Genomic DNA, 18229 nt, shown 5'->3' on the forward strand with positions numbered 1-18229 from the left:
CGTTGATCGCGTCTACGCAGCCTTTACGCTGCTTTGCACACAGATCGCGCGTGCATTGCATGCAGTGCGCAAGACGATGCTTTCCACCGACAGTCAGTGCGCTTCATCCCAGTTGTCGCCGATTCCACTATCCACGACCAACGGAACGCGCAACTGCGCGGCGGCGGACATGCGCTTGGTCACCTCCGGCAGCAATATCTCGACGAAATCGGCATCCGTCTCGAACACCAGTTCGTCGTGCACCTGCAGGATCATGATGGCGCGCCCGGCCTGTTCCGCCAGCCAGCCGTCGATGGCGACCATTGCGCGCTTGATGATGTCCGCCGCGGTGCCCTGCATCGGCGCGTTGATCGCCGCGCGCTCGGCGCCGGCGCGCTGCCCCTGCGTGCCCTTGTTGATGTATTCGAGGTAGAGGCGGCGGCCGAACACGGTCTCCACGAAGCCTTTCTCGCGTGCTTCCTGGCGCGTGCGCTCCATGAAGTCGCGCACGCCGGGATAGCGCGAGAAGTACAGCGCGATGTAGTCCTGCGCCTCGCCGCGGGCGATGCCGAGGTTGCGGGCCAGGCCGAAGGCGCTCATGCCGTACATCAGGCCGAAATTGATCGCCTTGGCGGCGCGGCGCTCGTTGCCGGAGATCTCGTCCAGCGGCTTGCCGAACACTTCCGCCGCCGTAGCGCGATGGATGTCGGCGCCGGAGTCGAAGGCGCGCAGCAGGCCGGCGTCCTCGGACAGGTGCGCCATGATGCGCAGCTCGATCTGCGAGTAGTCGCAGGCCACCAGCTTGCGCCCAGCCGGCGCGACGAAGGCGCGGCGGATGCGGCGGCCGTCGTCGGTGCGGATCGGGATGTTCTGCAGGTTGGGATCGGTCGAGGCCAGCCGCCCGGTGGCGGCGCCGGCCTGGTGGTAGCTGGTATGCACGCGGCCGGTGTCGGGATTGACCATCTCCGGCAACTTGTCGGTGTAGGTGCTGCGCAGCTTGGCCAGGCCGCGATATTCGAGGATCACGCGCGGCAGTTCGTGCTGGTCGGCGATCGCCTCCAGCGCCTCTTCATTCGTCGACGGCGCGCCCGATGGCGTCTTCACCAGCACCGGCAGTTTCAACTCGTCGAACAACAACGCGCCCAGTTGCTTGGGCGAATCGAGATTGAAACTGCGTCCGGCCAGCTCGGTGGCTTTCTGCTGCGCGGCCAGCATGCGCTTGGACAGATCCGCGCTCTGGCGGCGCAGTTCCTCGGCGTCGATCATCACGCCGTTGCTCTCCACCCGTTCGAGCACGGGCACCAGCGGCATCTCGATCTCGCGATAGACGCGCTCCAGCCCCGCCTCGGCGGCGATCTTCGGCGCGAACACGCGATGCAGGCGCAGCGTGATGTCGGCGTCCTCGGCGGCGTAGCGCGTGGCGTCATCGATGGCGACCTGCGAGAACGAGATCTGCTTGCTGCCCTTCCCCGCCACTTCCTCGTATTTGATGGTCTGGTAGCCGAGGTAGCGCGTCGCCAGCGAATCCATGTCGTGGCGCGTGCGGCCGGAATCGAGCACGAAACTCTCCAGCATGGTGTCCTCGGCGTAGCCGGCCACGGTCACGCCGTGGCGGCGCAGCACGTGCAGATCGTATTTGCCGTGCTGGCCGATCTTCTTCTTGGCCGGATCGGCAAACAGCGGCGCGAGCGCGGCGAGTGTCTTGGCCAGATCGAGTTGCGGCGGCGCGCCGGGATACAGATGCCCCAGCGGCACGTAACAGGCTTCGCCGGGGGTCGTACTGAAGCTCAGGCCGACCAGATTGGCGCGCATCGCGTCGAGCGCGTCGGTTTCGGTGTCGAAGGCGAAGCTGTCCGCCGCGCGCAGGCTGGCGAGCAGGGCCTCGAATTGTTCCTCGGTGGTGACGGCCGTGTAGCGGCCGGGCGCGGCCAGTTCGGCATCGGGCGTTTCGGATTCCGCCGCAGGCGCGGTGATGAACGCCGCGCCGCCACGACGCGAGGAGCCCGATGCCGGCGCCACCGCATCGCTGCCGGCGCTCGCGCCTTCGAGCTCGCGCAGCGCCTGGTTCATGCCAAAGCGTTTGTACAGCTCGCGCAGCTTCTCGACGTCGCGCTCACGCATCGTCAACGCGGTCGGCGGCTGTTCCAGCGGCACGTCGGTCTTGATCGTCACCAGCGTGCGGTTCAGCGGCAGGCGCGGCAATGCGGCGCGCAGGTTGTCACCGACCTTGCCCTTGATGCCGTCGGCGCTGGCGATCACGCCATCGAGGGAGCCGTATTCCCCCAGCCACTTCGCCGCGGTCTTGGGTCCGCATTTCTCGACGCCGATGACGTTGTCGATGGTGTCGCCCATCAGCGCCAGCAGATCGACGATCCGCCCCGGCGCCACACCGAACTTGTCGATCACGGAGGCATCGGAGTCCATGCGGCTGCCGCTCATCGTGTTGACCAGCTCGACGTGCGGGCGCACCAGCTGCGCGAAATCCTTGTCGCCGGTGGAAATGGTGACGTCGATCCCGTCGGCCGCGGCGGCGAGCGCAAGCGTGCCGATCACATCGTCGGCCTCGACACCGGTGATGCGCAGCAGCGGAATGCCCAGCGCCTCGACCACTTCCATCATCGGCTCGATCTGCGCGCGCAGATCGCCCGGCATCTCCGCGCGGTTGGCCTTGTATTCGGGGTAGAGCTCGTCGCGGAAGGTCTTGCCCGGCGCGTCCACCACGAAAGCGAGGTAATCGGGTTTTTCCTTCAGGTGCGCACGCAGCATGTTCACCACGCCGAACAGCGCGCCGGTGGGCTCGCCCTGGGCGTTGGACAGCGGCGGCAGCGCGTGGAAGGCGCGATAGAGGTAGGAGGAACCGTCGATCAGGACCAGGCGTGTCATGTGGGGATTCTACTGCTGTCGCGAGACTGTGCGTTGACGCACCGTCACTCCCGGCCGACGCCGCGGCGGCGCATACTGTCCCCTACAGAGATCGAGGAGTCCGCCGTGAATCGAGCCCATATCGCGTTGCTGCTGTCCTCGTCGCTGGCGCTCGCCGCTTGCGCCACGATGGGGGGCGCGAATTCGGAGGCGGATATCCCGCCCGATGCCGTGCCGACCACCGTGACCCACGACAACGGTGATGTGATCACCCAATACCACGTCGCCGGCAAACTGCGCGCGGTGAAGGTGCAGCCTGCCCGCGGGCCGGCCTACTACCTGTTCGACCGCAATGGCGACGGCATCGTCGACGAGGAAGGCGGCAATCCGCCGCAGACCTATTTCAAGCTGTTCGAATGGAAGTGACGAAACCGCTGGCCGTTGCCCTGATCGGTTACGGCTTCGCCGGCAAGACCTTCCATGCGCCGCTGATCGCCACCACGCTCGGGCTGAAGCTGGCCGTGGTGGCTTCGCGTGACGCGAACAAGGTGTATGCGGACTTTCCGGATGCACGGGTGATCGACGATCCGCTCCAGGCCATCGCCGATCCTGGCGTCGATCTCGTCGTGATCGCCTCGCCCAACGACAGCCACGCCCCCCTGGCGCGTGCTGCGCTCGAAGCGGGCAAGCACGTGGTCGTGGACAAACCATTTACGCTCACGCTGGACGAGGCGAGAGCGCTGGTCACGCTGGCGCGCGAGCGCGGACGCAAGCTCTCGGTATTCCAGAACCGGCGCTGGGACAGCGATTTTCTCGCGGTAAAGAAAGCGATCGACGACGGACTGATCGGCGAAGTCGCGCACCTGGAAACGCATTTCGACCGATTCCGCCCCGAAGTGCGCGATCGCTGGCGCGAACGCGATGTGCCCGGCGGCGGCATCTGGTTCGATCTCGGCCCACATCTCATCGATCAGACGTTGCAGCTGCTCGGCCTGCCACGCCGGGTGAACGCCGATTTCGCCACGCAGCGAGACGGTGGCCGCACGCTCGATTGGGCGCATGTCGTACTGGATTACGGCGGGCCGGATCATGGCCGGCGTCGCGCGATCCTGCATGCCGGCATGCTGGTCGCCGGCGGCAGCACCCGCTTCACCGTGCACGGCACGCGCGGCAGTGTGGTGAAACGGAATCTCGACCCGCAGGAGTCGCAACTGCTGCGCGGGATGCGTCCGGGCGATCCCGGCTGGGGTGAGGACGATGATCCGCTGCTGCTGTTCGACGGCAGCGGCGAGGCACCGAAACAACTCCCAGCGCCATCAGGCGATCAGCGTCGCTACTACGAAGGCGTGCGCGCTGCAATCCTGAACGACGCCGACGCCCCAGTCACGCCGGCACAGGCCTTGGCGACGATGGCCGTGCTGGAAGCGGCGCTGCGATCCGCGCGCGACGGTGCCGCCGTCGATCTGCCACTGACGGACACCGAACGCGCCGACTGGCGCTGACGCATCGCCGCGACACGCGGCGGTGGCGTCAGAACACCACCTGCGTTCGCAGACCGATGGTGTCGCCGGTATCCAGGCCGCGGAAGTTGCCGACCTGGTTGTCGGTCTTCCAGTGAATGTAGTCGAGCATCAGCTTCACCCAGTTGTTGAGGTGCCAGTTCAGGCCCAGGGTGTAGGCCTTGCCCTCGCCACCGCGCGGCGCATCGGTGAAGTCGTAGTCGTCGTAGCGCACGGCCACCTCGAACGCGCCCCACCCGCCCTCGCCCACCGGATTGGCCACGCGCGTGGTGCCCCAGACGCCGGAGCGCGCGCTGAAGCCGGGTTTCTCGCCGGTGATCATCCAGCCGCCGTAGACCGACGTCGCCTTGTGCTCGACGCTGGGTTCGGTGCTGGAATTGATGGTGCGCTCGCCCTGTTCCACAAAGCCATACATGCTGCGATACACGCCGCCGATCTCATAACCCCAGCCGTGGTTGTCGGTGGGATTGTCGATGGCGCTCCCCGAGACGCGCAGATTGTCGTTGAAGCCGAGTCCGATGCGCGAGGTCTTGTTGATGCTGAGCACGTCGTCGGCAAGATTCTCGTAGTAGTACCAACCACCCAGATGCACGAATCCCTGCGAGCGCTTGATCGGATTCCAATGCGCGCGGACGGTATAGGCCACCGAGTCGCTGCTCTCGCCGGTGTTGCTGAGGTCGTCGCCGGTGATGCCGAGGCCGAGATGCCAGTTCGACCCGTACAGCCGCGCCTGCACGCCGAGGCCGTAGAACCCGTTGACGGGCGAGGTGACGGTCGCCACCGCGTTGCGGTCCATGAACGGCGTGCGGGTCTGCGTGCCGGCGCCTTCGATGCTGCGATCCTTAAGCTTGTTGCCGACGAAGATTTCCAGCGGCAACCCGCCGGCCTTGGTGTCGTAGGACAGGAACGCGTCCTTCACCGAGGTGGCGTTGTCGGCGAAATCCGCTTCGACCTTGTAGCCGAACGGCCCGATCGTCCCTTCCGCGCCAAGGCGCACCTGGCTCATCTCGGTGCCGCCGATGTTGCGGGCATCGAAGTCGGAGCCGCGCGTGGTCGACACGTCCAGCGCCACGCGGCCACGCGGGCGGAAGGTGAACTTGCCATCGGCGCTGCGGAATTCCGGGCTGCCGTCACGCCAATCGACGCTGGGATTGTCGTTCTTCGCGGCCGCGAGTTGCGCGACTTGTGCCTGTAGCTGCGCAATGTCGGATTGCCGCGTGGTGTCGGCGATGGCATTGGCGACTTCGGCCTGTTTCGGGTCCACCGGTGCGGCGGGGCTCGCGGCAAGCGTGGCGTTTTGCTGCTCCACGGCCGCGAGACGTTTTTCCAGCGCATCGATCTTGGCGGCCTGCGCACGGATCAATCGCGCCATTTCCGCATTCGACATCGCGTCTGACATCGCGGCATCCTGCGCCAACGCCGGCAAGGCGACGCCCGACAAGGCGAGATTGACGACAACAGCCAGCACGCATGGACGGATCTGCTTCATGGCGATCTCTCGGTTTCGTGGGGTGAGTAAGTAGTGCTGCGCGGCATCAGCCGCCATTCGCATCGGCATCGGCCGCGGGTTTCGACGCGGTGTCCTCGGGCGTCGCGCCGAGATAGCCATGACTGCGCGCCCAGGCTGCGAACAGGCGCGGCCACGCCGACACCGTCGAACCCGGCGCGCCCAACCCCCAGCTGTGACCGCCTTTCTCGAAGACATGGATCTCGGCGGGCACGCCGGCCTTGCGCAAGGTCGAGAACATCAGCAGGCTGTGATCGACGCTGACGATCGGATCGTCGACCGCTTGCGCGAGGAAGGTCGGCGGCGTCTTCGCGTCGACGTGCGCCTCCACCGAATACGCCTCGGCCGCATCCGGTTGCTTCGACAGCTCGCGCGCCGAACGCGTGGTGTTCAGCGGCGGGCGCAACGACACCACCGGATAGATCATGCCCACGAAATCCGGTCGCGCCGACAACGCATCCGCTTCGTCGAACGGCGCGTAGAACGCGAAATCCGGACGCGTCGCGACAATGCCGGCGAGATTGGCGCCCGCCGACAGACCGATCACACCGACGCGCTTCGGATCGACGCCGAGTTCGGCAGCATGCGCGCGCAACAGGCGCATCGCGCGCTGGCCGTCCTGGAACGGCGCCTCGGGCTTCCAGCCATCGCCGGGCAACCGGTAATACAGCACCGCCGCCGTGGTGCCGGTCGCCTGCAACCATTGCGCGATCGGCTTCGCCGCGCCGCCGATCTGGATACGAAAATAACCGCCGCCGCCGATCACCAGCACCACGCTGCCGTTGGGATGCGCCGGCTTGTAGATTTCAAGACGCGGCCGCGAGACATGGGTGACCGCGCCTCTCGCACTGCCGTCCTTGCCGACACGCTCGGGGCCGCTGATCGGCGCATCGGCCAATCGTTCGGCGGGCCACAGGTCCAACGTCATGTCCGGCGAAGGCGTTTGGGCGTTCGCGAGGCCGGCCGCTGCCAGCCAGGCCGCGAACATGATCGCGATCCAGCGGATCTTCATCGAAAGTTCTCCGCGCGTCAGGTGGGGAGCGTGGGCTCGTTGAGTTCCGGCATCGGCAGTTCATGCCCGTGCAGCGCGGCATCCAGGCGATCGCGATCGAGCGCACCTTCCCAGCGCGACACCACCACCGTCGCCACCGCGTTGCCGATGAAATTGGTGAGCGCGCGGCATTCGCTCATGAATCGATCGATGCCGAGGATCAGCGCCATGCCCGCCACCGGCACCGACGGCACCACCGACAGTGTCGCCGCCAGCGTGATGAAGCCCGCGCCGGTCACGCCCGCGGCGCCTTTCGAACTCACCATCGCTACCGCCAGCAGCCCCAGCTGTTCGCTCATCGACAGATGCGTGTTGGTGGCCTGGGCGATGAACAGTGCCGCCAGCGTCATGTACAGATTGGTGCCGTCGAGATTGAACGAATAGCCGGTCGGCACGACCAGACCGACCACGGATTTGCCGCAACCGGCACGCTCCATCTTCTGCATCAACGCCGGCAGCGCGGCTTCCGACGACGAGGTGCCCAGCACCAGCAGCAACTCGGCCTTGAGGTAGCGCAACAGTCCGAGGATGGAGAAGCCGTTCACCCGCGCCACCAGCCCCAGGATCACCAGCACGAACAACAGCGCGCCGATGTAGAACGAACCGACCAGCCAGGCCAGATTGACCAGCGCGCCGATGCCGTACTTGCCGATGGTGAAGGCGATCGCGCCGAAGGCGCCGATCGGCGCGGCCTTCATCAGGATCGCGACCAGCTTGAAGATCGGCCAGGTCAACGCTTCGAAAAACTTCAGCACCGGCTCGCCCGGCTTGCCGACCAGCGCCAGCGCGATGCCGAACAGCACGGCGAAGAACAGCACCTGCAGGATGTTGCCGGTGGTGAAGGCACCGATCACCGTTTCCGGGATGATGTCCATCAGGAAGCCGGTGAGGGTGAGATCGTGCGCCTTGCTCGCGTACTTCGTCACCTCGGTGGTGTCGAGTTCGGCCGGATTGATGTTCATGCCGGCGCCGGGCTGCACGACGTGCGCGATCAGCAGGCCCACCACCAGCGCCAGCGTCGACAACACGAGGAAATAAAGCATCGCCTTCAGCATCACCCGGCCCACCGTCTTCAGGCTGGTCATGCTGGCGATGCCGGTGACGATGGTCAGGAAGATCACCGGTGCGATGATCATCTTCACCAGCTTGATGAAGGCATCGCCCAGCGGCTTGAGCTGTACCGCGAACGCCGGCTCGAAATGCCCGAGCACGGCACCGACCACGATGGCCACGATCACCTGGAAGTACAGATGGCGATAGAACGGCACCCGCGCCGGCGGCGCGGTGATCTCATGACCGGTTTTCAGCATGGGGACCCTCCTCCCTCGATGACGGCAGGCGCAAGGACGCCGCCGTTCGACGCGTCCGTTGTACGCCCCGGGGGAAGACCGGCCAATAACCTATTCGTACTAGTCGTGCCCGCATCACCCGCGGCTGTGCCACGATGGCGCATCGCAACATCCGGCCGTGCCACCCGTCGATGCGTTTCGTCTCACTTCTACGCAGCCCAGGTTTCCACAGAGCTGCCCTGGTCGTCCTGATCGCCACCGCGATGACGGGCACCGCGGCGCTCGCGGCCTGGTTCGCGTGGACGTACACGGCGCAGCGCGACGGCATGCGCCTGGCCAGGCAGCTCGATCTGCGCGCGCAGGCGCTGCAAGGCACGATCGATCGCTACCGCGTGCTGCCGACGGTGCTGGCGCTCGATCCGCAGCTGCGTCAGGCCTTGTCACAGCCTCCCGAGGCCGTCGACACCGCCGCGCTCAATCGCAAGCTGGAACAGGCCAACGGCGCCACGCGCGTCTCCACGCTGACGCTGATCGACCGTCGCGGCATCGCCATCGCCGCCAGCAACTGGCAAAGCCCGATCAGCAACGTCGGCGTCGACTACCGCTTCCGCCCTTACTACCGCGATGCGATGCGCAACGGCACCGGGACCTTCTACGGCGTCGGCGTCACCACGGGCGTCCCGGGCTATTTCATCGCCGAAGCCATGCGCGATCCCGGCGGTCAGGCCATCGGCGCGATCGTGGTGAAGGTCACCCTGGATGCGATCGAGCGCGAGTGGGCCAAGACGCCGGAGCTGCTGTTGCTCAGCGATGCGCACGGCATCGTCTTCCTCAGCAACCGTCCGGCCTGGCGCTACCGGATGCTGCACATGCTCACGCCCACCGAACGCCGCGCGCTGGTCTCGACGCGCCAGTACCGGACGGAACAGCTGCAAGCCGCGCACTTGTACGTGCTCGATCGTGGCGACGATGGCACCGAGCGGGTGCGCATCGATGCGCCCGCCTTGTCCGGCACCTGGCTGATGCGCACGGTCACACTTCCCGATCAGGCCTGGATGCTGCGCGCGTTGCAGGACACGCGCGGCGCCGGCCTCGCCGCGCGTACCGCGTTCGTGGCGACCTTGCTGGCCTGGCTGCCGCTGCTGTTGCTCGGCCTGTTCCTGCGCCAGCGCGTGCGCCTGGCGCGGCTGCGCCAGCGCAGTCGCGAGGAACTCGAACGCATGGTCGCGCACCATGCGCAGGCGCTGCGCAGCGCGCAGGACGGCATCGTGCTGGCCGCGCATCGCGCCGCGCAGGGGCAGAACGCGAGCCTCGAACACCTGCCGCACGGTGTCAGCGTGGTCGACGCCGATCTGCGCGTGGTGGCGTGGAATTCACGCTACCAGCAGATCTTCCGCTATCCGCAGGAACTGCTGGAGATCGGCCGCCCGATCGAGGACATGCTGCGCTACAACGCGCGTCGCGGCTGGCTCGGCCCAGGCTCCGCCGACGAAGCCGTGCAGCGGCGCCTCGACCATCTGCGCAACCGGCAGCCGCACGTGCACGAGCGCGAACTGCCGGACGGCACGGTGCTGGAAATCCGCGGCAATCCCCTGCCCGATGGCGGCTTCGTCACCAGCTACGCCGACATCACCAGCTACAAGGCCTCGGCGCGCGATCTACGCACGCTCGCGGACACGTTGCAACGACGCATCGAGGAAAGCACGCACGACCTGCGCCAGGCCAAGTCCGAGGCGGAGGATGCCAATCGCTACAAGGGCCGCTTCGTCGCCGCCGCTGTGCACGACCTGCTGCAGCCGCTCAACGCCGCGCGCATGCTGCTCGGCGCGCTGCGGGAGCGGCTGGCCGGTGACGAGCGTGCACTCGCCGAGCGCGTCGACCAGTCGCTGGAAGCACAGGACGACCTGCTTGCCAGCCTGCTCGAACTCTCGCGGCTGGACACGGGCGCGCTGCAGCCGAAGATCGAAGACGTGCCGCTGTCGCCACTGTTTTCCGGCCTCGTCGCGCAGTTCGGCGTGGTCGCGCAGGCGCGTGGGCTACGCCTGCGTGCCGTCGACACGCGGCTGACCGTGCGCAGCGATGCCCTGTTGTTGCGGCGCGCCTTGCAGAACCTGGTGTCGAATGCGCTGCAGTACACGCGAAGCGGTGGCGTCCTGCTTGGATGCCGACGCGAGAACACCCACGTCCGCATCGAGGTGTGGGATACCGGCATCGGCATCGCCGAGAGCAAGCAGGCGGCGATCTTCGAGGAATTCCGCCGCCTCGACAGCGGCATCGATCGCGACAGGCGCAATGCCGGGCTTGGCCTGTCGATCGTCGACCGCATCGCCAAGCTGCTCGGGCACGGGATCGCGCTCCGTTCCGCGCCGGGACGCGGCAGCGTGTTTTCGCTGCGCGTACCGCTGGCGGATGTCGAATCCACGCCCCGGCCGTCGCCGCCACGCACGGACGATGCCGTCGCCACCTCGCCGCTGTCCGGCAGCGTGATCTGGGTGATCGATGATGATCACGGCAGCCGCGATTCGCTGCGCACGCTGCTGGAAGGTTGGGGTTGCCAGGTTCTTGACGCGCACGACCGGAACAGCGCCCTGGTGCTGCGCGATGCGCAGCCGCGACCGGATCTGCTGCTGCTCGACTACCAGCTTGGCGAAACGCTGGGGCCGGACCTGCTGCCGGAACTTTCCACGGCCTGGGCGGCGCTTCCGCCCACTGTCGTGATTTCCGGATTGCGCGACCCGGGATTGCGCGAGCGCATCATCGCCGACGGGCTGCATTTCCTCCCGAAGCCGATCGCTCCGGCCGCACTGCGCGCACTGTTGTCGCAGCTACTGCTCGCCCATCGCCGCAACCACTGATCATCGCGCCGCGAAGGCCCGGGATCAGGCTTGCTGGACGTCTTCCAGATCGAGCGTCTTCAGCAACACCGCCGCCTGCGTGCGCGAACGGCACTGCAGCTTCGACAGGATCGCGGTGACATGGATCTTCACCGTGTTCTCCGACAACCCGAGCTCGGCGGCGATCTGCTTGTTGAGCAGACCGTCGGCCAGCAGCATCAGCACGCGGAACTGTTGCGGCGTGAGTTGGGCCAGATTCGCCGCCAGCTGCTCGTCCTGCTCGCTGCGCCCGGCCTGGGCGAGCGTGGCTTGTGTCAGCATGAACCAGGTGCCGCCCGCCATCACCGCACGCACGGCCTCGCGCAGCGTCTGCGCCGGCGCGGCCTTCGAGACAAATCCGGCCGCGCCGAACTGCTGGGCGCGCCGCACTGTGCGCGGATGATCGTTGGACGAAATCACGATCAACGGCACTTCCGGGCGTTCGCTACGCAGGCGCACCAGCGAGGAGAAGCCGAGCGCACCTGGCATGGTCAGGTCGAGCAGCACCAGATCGATCTGCGGCGCGGCCGCGACCGCGGCGTCGAGCGCGCTCTGGCTGGCGACCTCGATCACCCCGCCCGCGGCGACCATGCCATCGATCGCATGCAGCATCGCCGCGCGGAACATCGGATGATCGTCCGCCACGATCACGACCGACAGCAGCGGCGCGGCTTCCGCGCTCATCGGCACGACCTGCTCACAGCGGCCCGCTCACACCCAACCCTGATCGACCAGCTCGCGCTTGATGTAGGCGTAGTAGATTGGCGCGACGATCAATCCCGGCATGCCGAACAGGGCTTCCATCGTCAGCATCGCCAGCAGCAGCTCCCAGGCGCGGGCGCGGATCTCGCCGCCGACGATGCGTGCGTTGAGGAAGTACTCCAGCTTGTGGATCACGACCAGATAGGCCAGTGCCGCGATCGCGACGTACAGCGACACCGACAGCGCGACGATGGTGATCACCGTGTTGGAGATCAGGTTGCCGATCACCGGCAGCAGGCCGGCCACGAAGGTGATCAGCACCAGCGTCTTGGCGAACGGCAGGTGCACGCCGAACAGCGGCAACACCACCAGCAGGAAGATCGCGGTGAACGTGGTGTTGAGCAGCGAGATCTTGATCTGCGCGAACACCACGCGCCGGAACGAATCGGAGAAACGGCTGACGCGCCCGACCAGTTCCCGGCCGAACGGCCCCAGGTGCGGCGCCGTGAATTCGTCGTAGAGCGCGATCATCGCCCCGAGCACCATGCCGATCAGCAGGCGCGCGGCGGTCTGCACCGCCTCGGCGCCGGCGATGCTCAGTTCGGCGCGGTGCTCGTCGATCCAGGCCTTCAGCGCCTGCCGCAGTTCGGACATGTCCTCGGGCAGGTACGGCAGTGCCCATTGCGGCAGCTGGCCGCGCGAGGCGTCGATGATGTCCATCAACCGTGACAGCAACGCCTGCTGGCCACTGGCGTCGGTGTTGATGAAGGTCACCACGCCCACGATCGCCAGCGTGAGCAGGCCGACCACGAAGACCGCCAGCACCACCACCGCGATCACGCGCGCGCGCGGGCCGCGCACCATGCGCTCGACCAGCGGCGCGAGCACGTCGATCAACTGATAGACCAATAGGCCCGCAAGCAAGGCGCCGATCAGGCCGAACTTGACGACCAGGAACATCGCCAGCAACGCCAGCAGCCAGGCGGCGATGCGCGAGGGCGGAGCGGTGCGAAGCGTGTCGTTCATGGCGAGCGCGGATGGCGGGGTGCGCATCATCCTACGCGAAGGCCACGAACGGCGGCTGACGCCGGCCTGGCAAGCCGGTTTTGTGATCGGCAGCCGCCCGCGGCAAGCGCCGGCGCGGCCGGGACGCGGCCGGGAATGGAAAAATCAAGAAATCAGGAACTTTTCTTCCGGGCCCGCCCCGGTACGGCTGCGTATGCTGCGCGCCGTTCCATCACGGCGGCATCTCCCGGCTCCACGCCGCATCTGGACGCCCGGCCCGCATCGCGCTCACCGAAACGTCTACACTCGGCGACGATTTTGCGCACGGTGGCGATGCCGCTTCCCGCAACCCGATCGATTGACAGCCGGAGACTGCAATGCAGGCAAACCCCGAAGCCTCTCAAGAACTCAAGCGCGGCCTATCCAATCGCCATCTGCAGCTGATCGCCATCGGTGGCGCCATCGGCACCGGCCTGTTCCTGGGGGCGGGCAAGAGCATCCACCTGGCCGGGCCGTCGATCCTGCTGGTGTATCTGATCATCGGCATCATGCTGTTCTTCGTGATGCGCGCGATGGGCGAACTGCTGTTGTCGAACCTGGAGTACAAGTCCTTCATCGATTTCTCCACCGACCTGCTCGGCCCCTGGGCCGGCTTCTTCTGCGGCTGGACCTACTGGTTCTGCTGGATCGTCACCGGGGCCGCCGAGATCATCGCGGTCGCCGGGTACGTGCAGTTCTGGTTTCCCACGCTCGCGCCTTGGATTCCGGCGCTGGTCTGCACGGGTCTGCTGGTGCTCCTGAACCTGGTGGCGGTGAAGCTGTTCGGCGAACTGGAGTTCTGGTTCGCGCTGATCAAGGTCGTCACCATCATCGCCCTGGTCGGCACCGGCTTTTATATGATCGCCACCGGCTTCCGCTCACCCGCCGGGCACACCGCCTCGCTGGCCCATCTTTGGAATGACGGCGGCGTGTTCCCCAATGGAATCACCGGCTTCTTCGCCGGCTTTCAGATCGCGGTGTTCGCCTTCGTCGGCATCGAACTGGTCGGCACTGCCGCCGCCGAAACCGCCGACCCGCGCCGCAATCTGCCCAAGGCGATCAACGCCATCCCGATCCGCATGATCCTGTTCTACGTGCTTGCGCTGGTGGTGATCATGGCTGTCACGCCCTGGCGCCAAGTGGTGCCGGAAATGAGCCCGTTCGTCGCCCTGTTCCTGTTGGCCGGCATCCCGATCGCGGCCAGCCTGATCAACTTCGTGGTGATGTCATCGGCCGCGTCCTCGGCCAATAGCGGCATCTTCTCCACCAGCCGCATGCTCTACGGCCTCGCGCAGGAAGGCCATGCGCCGAAATCCTTCGAGAAGCTCTCGCGTACCGCGGTCCCGGCCTTCGGTCTGCTGGTCTCCTGCCTAGTGCTGCTGGGAACCGCGTTGCTGACCTATGTAGTGCCCAGCCTGATCGAAGCCTTCACCCTGATCACCACGCTGTCGGCGGTGTTGTTCATGTTCGTCTGGTCTCTGATCCTGCTGTCCTATATCGCCTATCGGCGCAAGCGCCCGGAACTGCACGCGCAATCGCAGTACAAGATGCCGGGTGGGGTCTTCATGTGCTGGGCCTGCCTTGCCTTCTTCGCCTTCGTACTGGTGCTGCTGACGCTGAAGCCGGACACGTTGCAGGCACTGCTATTCGCACCGGCGTGGTTCGTGTTGCTGGGCATCGGGTATTGGCTGAAAAAGCGCAAGACGGCGGCCTGACCGACGCCGCATTGCGAGTTCGACCCGTCGAAGCGCGCCGACCCGCCGAAGCGGCTAACGCGACGCGGTAAACGCGCGGATCAACTCGTCGGGGCTGCGCCGCAGCAGCGTCAGATTGGTGTCGATCTGCACGCGACCCTGCTTGATGTCGCGCAGGTAGATGTCGTTGCGGCGCAGGCGTTCGACCAGACCTTCGGCGCGTTCCGGGCTCGCCTGCAGGAACGCGATGTTGGTGCCGTGCTCGACCCGCTGCGGCGTGAAGCCGCCGGCTTGCGCCAAGCCGGCGAACAGGTGCTCGGCCACGTCCTTGGCGGCGATGTATCGCGCCTCGAATCCTTCCAGTCCGTCCAACGCCGGCAATGCCGCCGGCCAGCCGCGAAAGATCGAGCCGCCGAACACGTGCCGCCACTCGCGCACCTTGTCGATCGTGGCCGCATCGCCGGCAAGGATCGCGCCGAACGGCGCGCCAAGATACTTGTAGAGCGAGATGTACACGGTATCGAACAGCGCGCTGTAGGCCTTCAGCTCGAAACCCGGCAGGCCGCTCGCCAGCAACAGGCGGGCGCCATCCAGATGCAAAGGGATCCGCTTGGCGCGCGCCAGCTCCGAAATCGCCTTCGCCGTGTCATACGGCACCATCGCACCATCGGCGCGGCGCACCGGGCTCTCCAATGAGATCGCGCCGACCTTCAGCGGATACGGCCCGTTCTCAGCCTCGTCGATGGCCGTGCGCACTTCCTCCGGCGTCGGCGCCGCGCGGCCTTTCGCCAGCGGCACCAGATGCAGGCCATTGAGTGTGGAGGCCGCATTGCTCTCGTCCAGGTAGACGTGGCTCTCGTGCTGCACGAGCGCATGACGGTTCTCGCCGCACAGCACGCGCAGCGCGAGATTGTTGGCCAGCGTGCCGGTGGGCAGGAACACCGCCGACTGCTTGCCGAGCTTCTCGGCGAAGCGCTTCTCGAGCTTCTCCACCGCGCCTTCGGCCAGGTAGATGTCCTTCACTTCCGGATCGCGTTCCAGCAGCTGTTGCAGATGCCGCGTCCACTCCAGCGTCGTCATCGGCACGCCATCACCACCGAACAGCACGCTGCGTTCGGTCAGCTTGGGACGCGGCGGCGCGGATGCAGTGTTCGCGGGCGCGGCCGCGAGTGCGTTGGCGCCGAACATCATCAACCCCGCCGGCAGCGCGGCGGCGAACAGGCGGCGGCGCGCGGGGTCCGCGCAATCGAGATCGGCGCAACTAGAGAATTCGATGGTCATGGTGGCGCGCTCGAACGTGGTTGGCGCACCTTGTGCCCGCGCCGATACCGCGGCCAGTGTCGGTAGTCATGCGTGAGTGTCCGCTTGCGCGGACGTCCGCCGTCCATGCGCACGGATATTCGTTCGCTTCTATCAGACCGATCGAGCCAATCAGGCCGGCTGCAGATTCGCGTAGGCCAGCACCAGCCACTTGCTGCCGACGTCGTCGAAATTCACCTGCACGCGCGCATGGCCGCCAGCGCCCTCGATGTCGGTGACGATGCCGGTGCCGAACTTGGCATGCCGCACGTTCTGACCGAGCCTGAATCCCGGCGGCGCGGCGAGCTCGGCGTGGCCGAAATTGCGGCGCGACTCTGCTTGAGCACGCGAGGATGCATACATCGGCCGCGAAACCTGCACCTTCGGCCGCACCTCGTGCAGCAGGGGCGTGGGGATCTCGCGCAGGAAGCGCGACGGCATGCCGTACATGTCCTGTCCATGCAGGCGCCGCGTCTCGGCATAGCTGAGCACCAGCTTCTGCCGCGCGCGCGTGATGCCGACATAGGCGAGGCGACGCTCCTCTTCCAGCCGGCCGCTTTCCTCCACGGACCGCGCATTCGGGAACAGCCCCTCCTCCATGCCGGCGAGAAAGACCAGCGGGAATTCAAGCCCCTTGGCACTGTGCAGCGTCATCAGCTGGACACCGTCTTCCCCCGCCTGCGCCTGGCCCTCGCCTGCTTCCAGCGCCGCGTAGGCGAGGAAGGCGACCAGTTCGGTCAACGCCGCGGATTCGTCGTCATCGCCACGGGTGAAACGCGAAGCGACCGAGACGAGTTCGTCGAGGTTGTCGACACGGGAATCGATGGAGGCTTTCGATTCGTTGGTGTAATGCTCGCGCAGACCGGAACGCATCAGCACGTGATCGATCTTGTCCTGCAGCGGCAGATCGACGATCTCGCTGTCGATGGCATCGATCAATGTGTGGAATGCCATGATCGCGTTGCGCGCGCGCGGCGTCAGTGTCCGTTCCGACGGGGACGACTCGCGCGCGACGCGAACCGAGGCTTCCCACAGGGAAACGCCATCGGTGCGCGAGCGCCGACGCACTTCATCCAGCGTGCGCTCGCCGATGCCGCGCGTGGGTGTGTTGACCGCGCGCTCGAACGCCGCGTCGTCGCCGCGATTGGCGACCAGCCGCAGATACGCCAGCGTGTCCTTGATTTCCGCGCGCTCGAAGAAGCGCACGCCACCGTAGACGCGGTACGGAATCTGCTCGGCCAGCAACGCCTCTTCGAAGGCGCGCGACTGCGCGTTGCTGCGATACAGCACCGCCGCCTCGCCATAGCTGCCGCCATCGCGCACCCATTGCCGGATGCGTTCGATCACGAAGCGCGCCTCGTCGATTTCGTTGTACGCGGCGTACAGATCCACCGGATCACCGTCGCCGCTGTCGGTCCACAGCTGCTTGCCCAGGCGTTCCGGGTTGTGCGCGATCACCGCGTTGGCGGCGTTGAGGATGTTGGCGGTGGAACGATAGTTCTGCTCGAGGCGAATGGTTTTCGCGCCCGGGAAATCGTGCAGGAACCGCTGCACGTTCTCGACCTTGGCGCCGCGCCAGCCGTAGATGGCCTGATCGTCGTCGCCGACCACGAACACCTGGCCGGTCTCGCCCGCCAGCACGCGCACGAACGCGTACTGGATGCTGTTGGTGTCCTGGAATTCGTCGACCAGGATGTGGGCAAAGCGCTGGCGGTAATGCGCCAGCAGCGCCGGATGATCGCGCAGCAGCTCGTGCGCGCGCAGCAGGATCTCGGCGAAGTCGACCAGGCCGGCGCGATCGCAGCGCTCCTGGTAAAGCGCGTAACTGCGCAGCATCACGTCCGACCATTCATCGCGTCCGGACGCGCCGGCCTCTGGCTGGATGTTGTGCGGGCGCCGGCCCTCGTCCTTCTGCGCGTTGATCCACCAGGCGATCTGGCGCGGCGGGAAGCGCGATTCATCGAGTTCCAACTGTTGCAGCACGCGCTTGACCAGGCGCAGCTGGTCGTCGCTGTCGAGGATCTGGAAGCCTTCGGGCAGCTTCGCATCCTGCCAATGCAGCCGCAGCAGGCGGTGCGCCAATCCATGGAAGGTGCCGATCCACAGCCCGCGACCGCCATGCCGCAGCATCGCGTCGGCGCGCGCGCGCATTTCGCCAGCGGCCTTGTTGGTGAAGGTGACGGCGAAGATGCCATGCGCCGGCACGCCGAACACCTCGTTGAGCCAGGCGATGCGGTGCGTGAGCACACGGGTCTTTCCGGACCCCGCGCCGGCGAGGACCAGATAGTGTCCGGGAGGGGCACTGACCGCCTCGCGTTGCGCGGGATTCAGCGCAGCGAGCAGGTGCGAGACGTCCATGCGCGCATTTTATCGCAAGCAGGCGCGAGACGTGAGACGCCAGTGCCTGAA

General features: G+C 66.5%; 12 protein-coding genes. 4 read left to right on the plus strand and 8 right to left on the minus strand.

Features of this window, described 5'->3' with window-relative positions; genetic code table 11:
• Positions 1–93: 93 nt before the first annotated feature.
• Positions 94–2862, minus strand: a complete 2769-nt coding sequence (gene polA, locus AC1RNP_RS00660; RefSeq protein WP_493049284.1) for a DNA polymerase I — start codon at positions 2860–2862, stop codon at positions 94–96.
• 105 nt (positions 2863–2967) lie between these two features.
• Here polA and AC1RNP_RS00665 point away from each other — a divergent pair, with 105 nt between their 5' ends.
• A complete protein-coding gene (locus tag AC1RNP_RS00665; protein WP_493049285.1) occupies positions 2968–3267 on the plus strand; it encodes a DUF2782 domain-containing protein in 300 nt (99 codons plus the stop codon).
• Positions 3264–4343 carry an oxidoreductase gene (locus AC1RNP_RS00670; RefSeq protein ID WP_493049781.1) on the plus strand — a complete coding sequence of 360 codons (1080 nt, stop codon included), beginning with the start codon at positions 3264–3266 and terminating at the stop codon, positions 4341–4343. Before AC1RNP_RS00665 ends, AC1RNP_RS00670 begins: the two co-directional genes overlap by 4 nt.
• 28 nt (positions 4344–4371) lie before the next feature.
• Here AC1RNP_RS00670 and AC1RNP_RS00675 read toward each other — a convergent pair whose 3' ends face one another.
• The 3 genes from AC1RNP_RS00675 to AC1RNP_RS00685 are packed head-to-tail and all read right to left on the minus strand — an operon-like array spanning position 4372 to position 8229.
• Positions 4372–5850 (minus strand): OprO/OprP family phosphate-selective porin, encoded by a 1479-nt coding sequence (locus tag AC1RNP_RS00675; RefSeq protein WP_493049286.1) that lies wholly within the window; start codon positions 5848–5850, stop codon positions 4372–4374.
• A 46-nt stretch (positions 5851–5896) separates the two neighbouring features.
• Positions 5897–6880, minus strand: coding sequence for an alpha/beta hydrolase (locus AC1RNP_RS00680; protein ID WP_493049287.1), 984 nt, complete (start codon positions 6878–6880; stop codon positions 5897–5899).
• A gap of 17 nt (positions 6881–6897) precedes the next feature.
• Entirely contained in the window at positions 6898–8229 is a 1332-nt protein-coding gene (locus AC1RNP_RS00685) for a dicarboxylate/amino acid:cation symporter (protein ID WP_493049288.1), read from the minus strand.
• A gap of 242 nt (positions 8230–8471) precedes the next feature.
• Between AC1RNP_RS00685 and AC1RNP_RS00690 the strand changes: the two genes are divergently transcribed.
• A complete protein-coding gene (locus AC1RNP_RS00690) occupies positions 8472–11063 on the plus strand; it encodes a hybrid sensor histidine kinase/response regulator (protein WP_493049289.1) in 2592 nt (863 codons plus the stop codon).
• Between the two features lie 24 nt (positions 11064–11087).
• On the opposite strand, the gene AC1RNP_RS00695 is transcribed toward AC1RNP_RS00690, so the two are convergent.
• Both AC1RNP_RS00695 and AC1RNP_RS00700 read right to left on the minus strand, forming a co-directional pair.
• Positions 11088–11765 carry a LuxR C-terminal-related transcriptional regulator gene (locus AC1RNP_RS00695; protein ID WP_493049290.1) on the minus strand — a complete coding sequence of 226 codons (678 nt, stop codon included), beginning with the start codon at positions 11763–11765 and terminating at the stop codon, positions 11088–11090.
• Positions 11766–11792: 27 nt separating this feature from the next.
• Positions 11793–12809 (minus strand): AI-2E family transporter, encoded by a 1017-nt coding sequence (locus AC1RNP_RS00700; protein ID WP_493049291.1) that lies wholly within the window; start codon positions 12807–12809, stop codon positions 11793–11795.
• Positions 12810–13165: 356 nt separating this feature from the next.
• Between AC1RNP_RS00700 and cycA the strand changes: the two genes are divergently transcribed.
• The gene (gene cycA / locus AC1RNP_RS00705; RefSeq protein ID WP_493049292.1) at positions 13166–14542 is read left to right on the plus strand and encodes a D-serine/D-alanine/glycine transporter; all 1377 of its coding nucleotides are present in this window, start codon (positions 13166–13168) and stop codon (positions 14540–14542) included.
• A gap of 54 nt (positions 14543–14596) precedes the next feature.
• On the opposite strand, the gene AC1RNP_RS00710 is transcribed toward cycA, so the two are convergent.
• Positions 14597–15802, minus strand: coding sequence for a threonine aldolase family protein (locus AC1RNP_RS00710; RefSeq protein WP_493049293.1), 1206 nt, complete (start codon positions 15800–15802; stop codon positions 14597–14599).
• 150 nt (positions 15803–15952) lie between these two features.
• Entirely contained in the window at positions 15953–18178 is a 2226-nt protein-coding gene (gene uvrD / locus AC1RNP_RS00715; RefSeq protein WP_493049294.1) for a DNA helicase II, read from the minus strand.
• Positions 18179–18229 lie beyond the last annotated feature (51 nt).

The sequence above is a fragment of the Luteimonas sp. GW821-FHT14E02 genome (assembly GCF_058803905.1).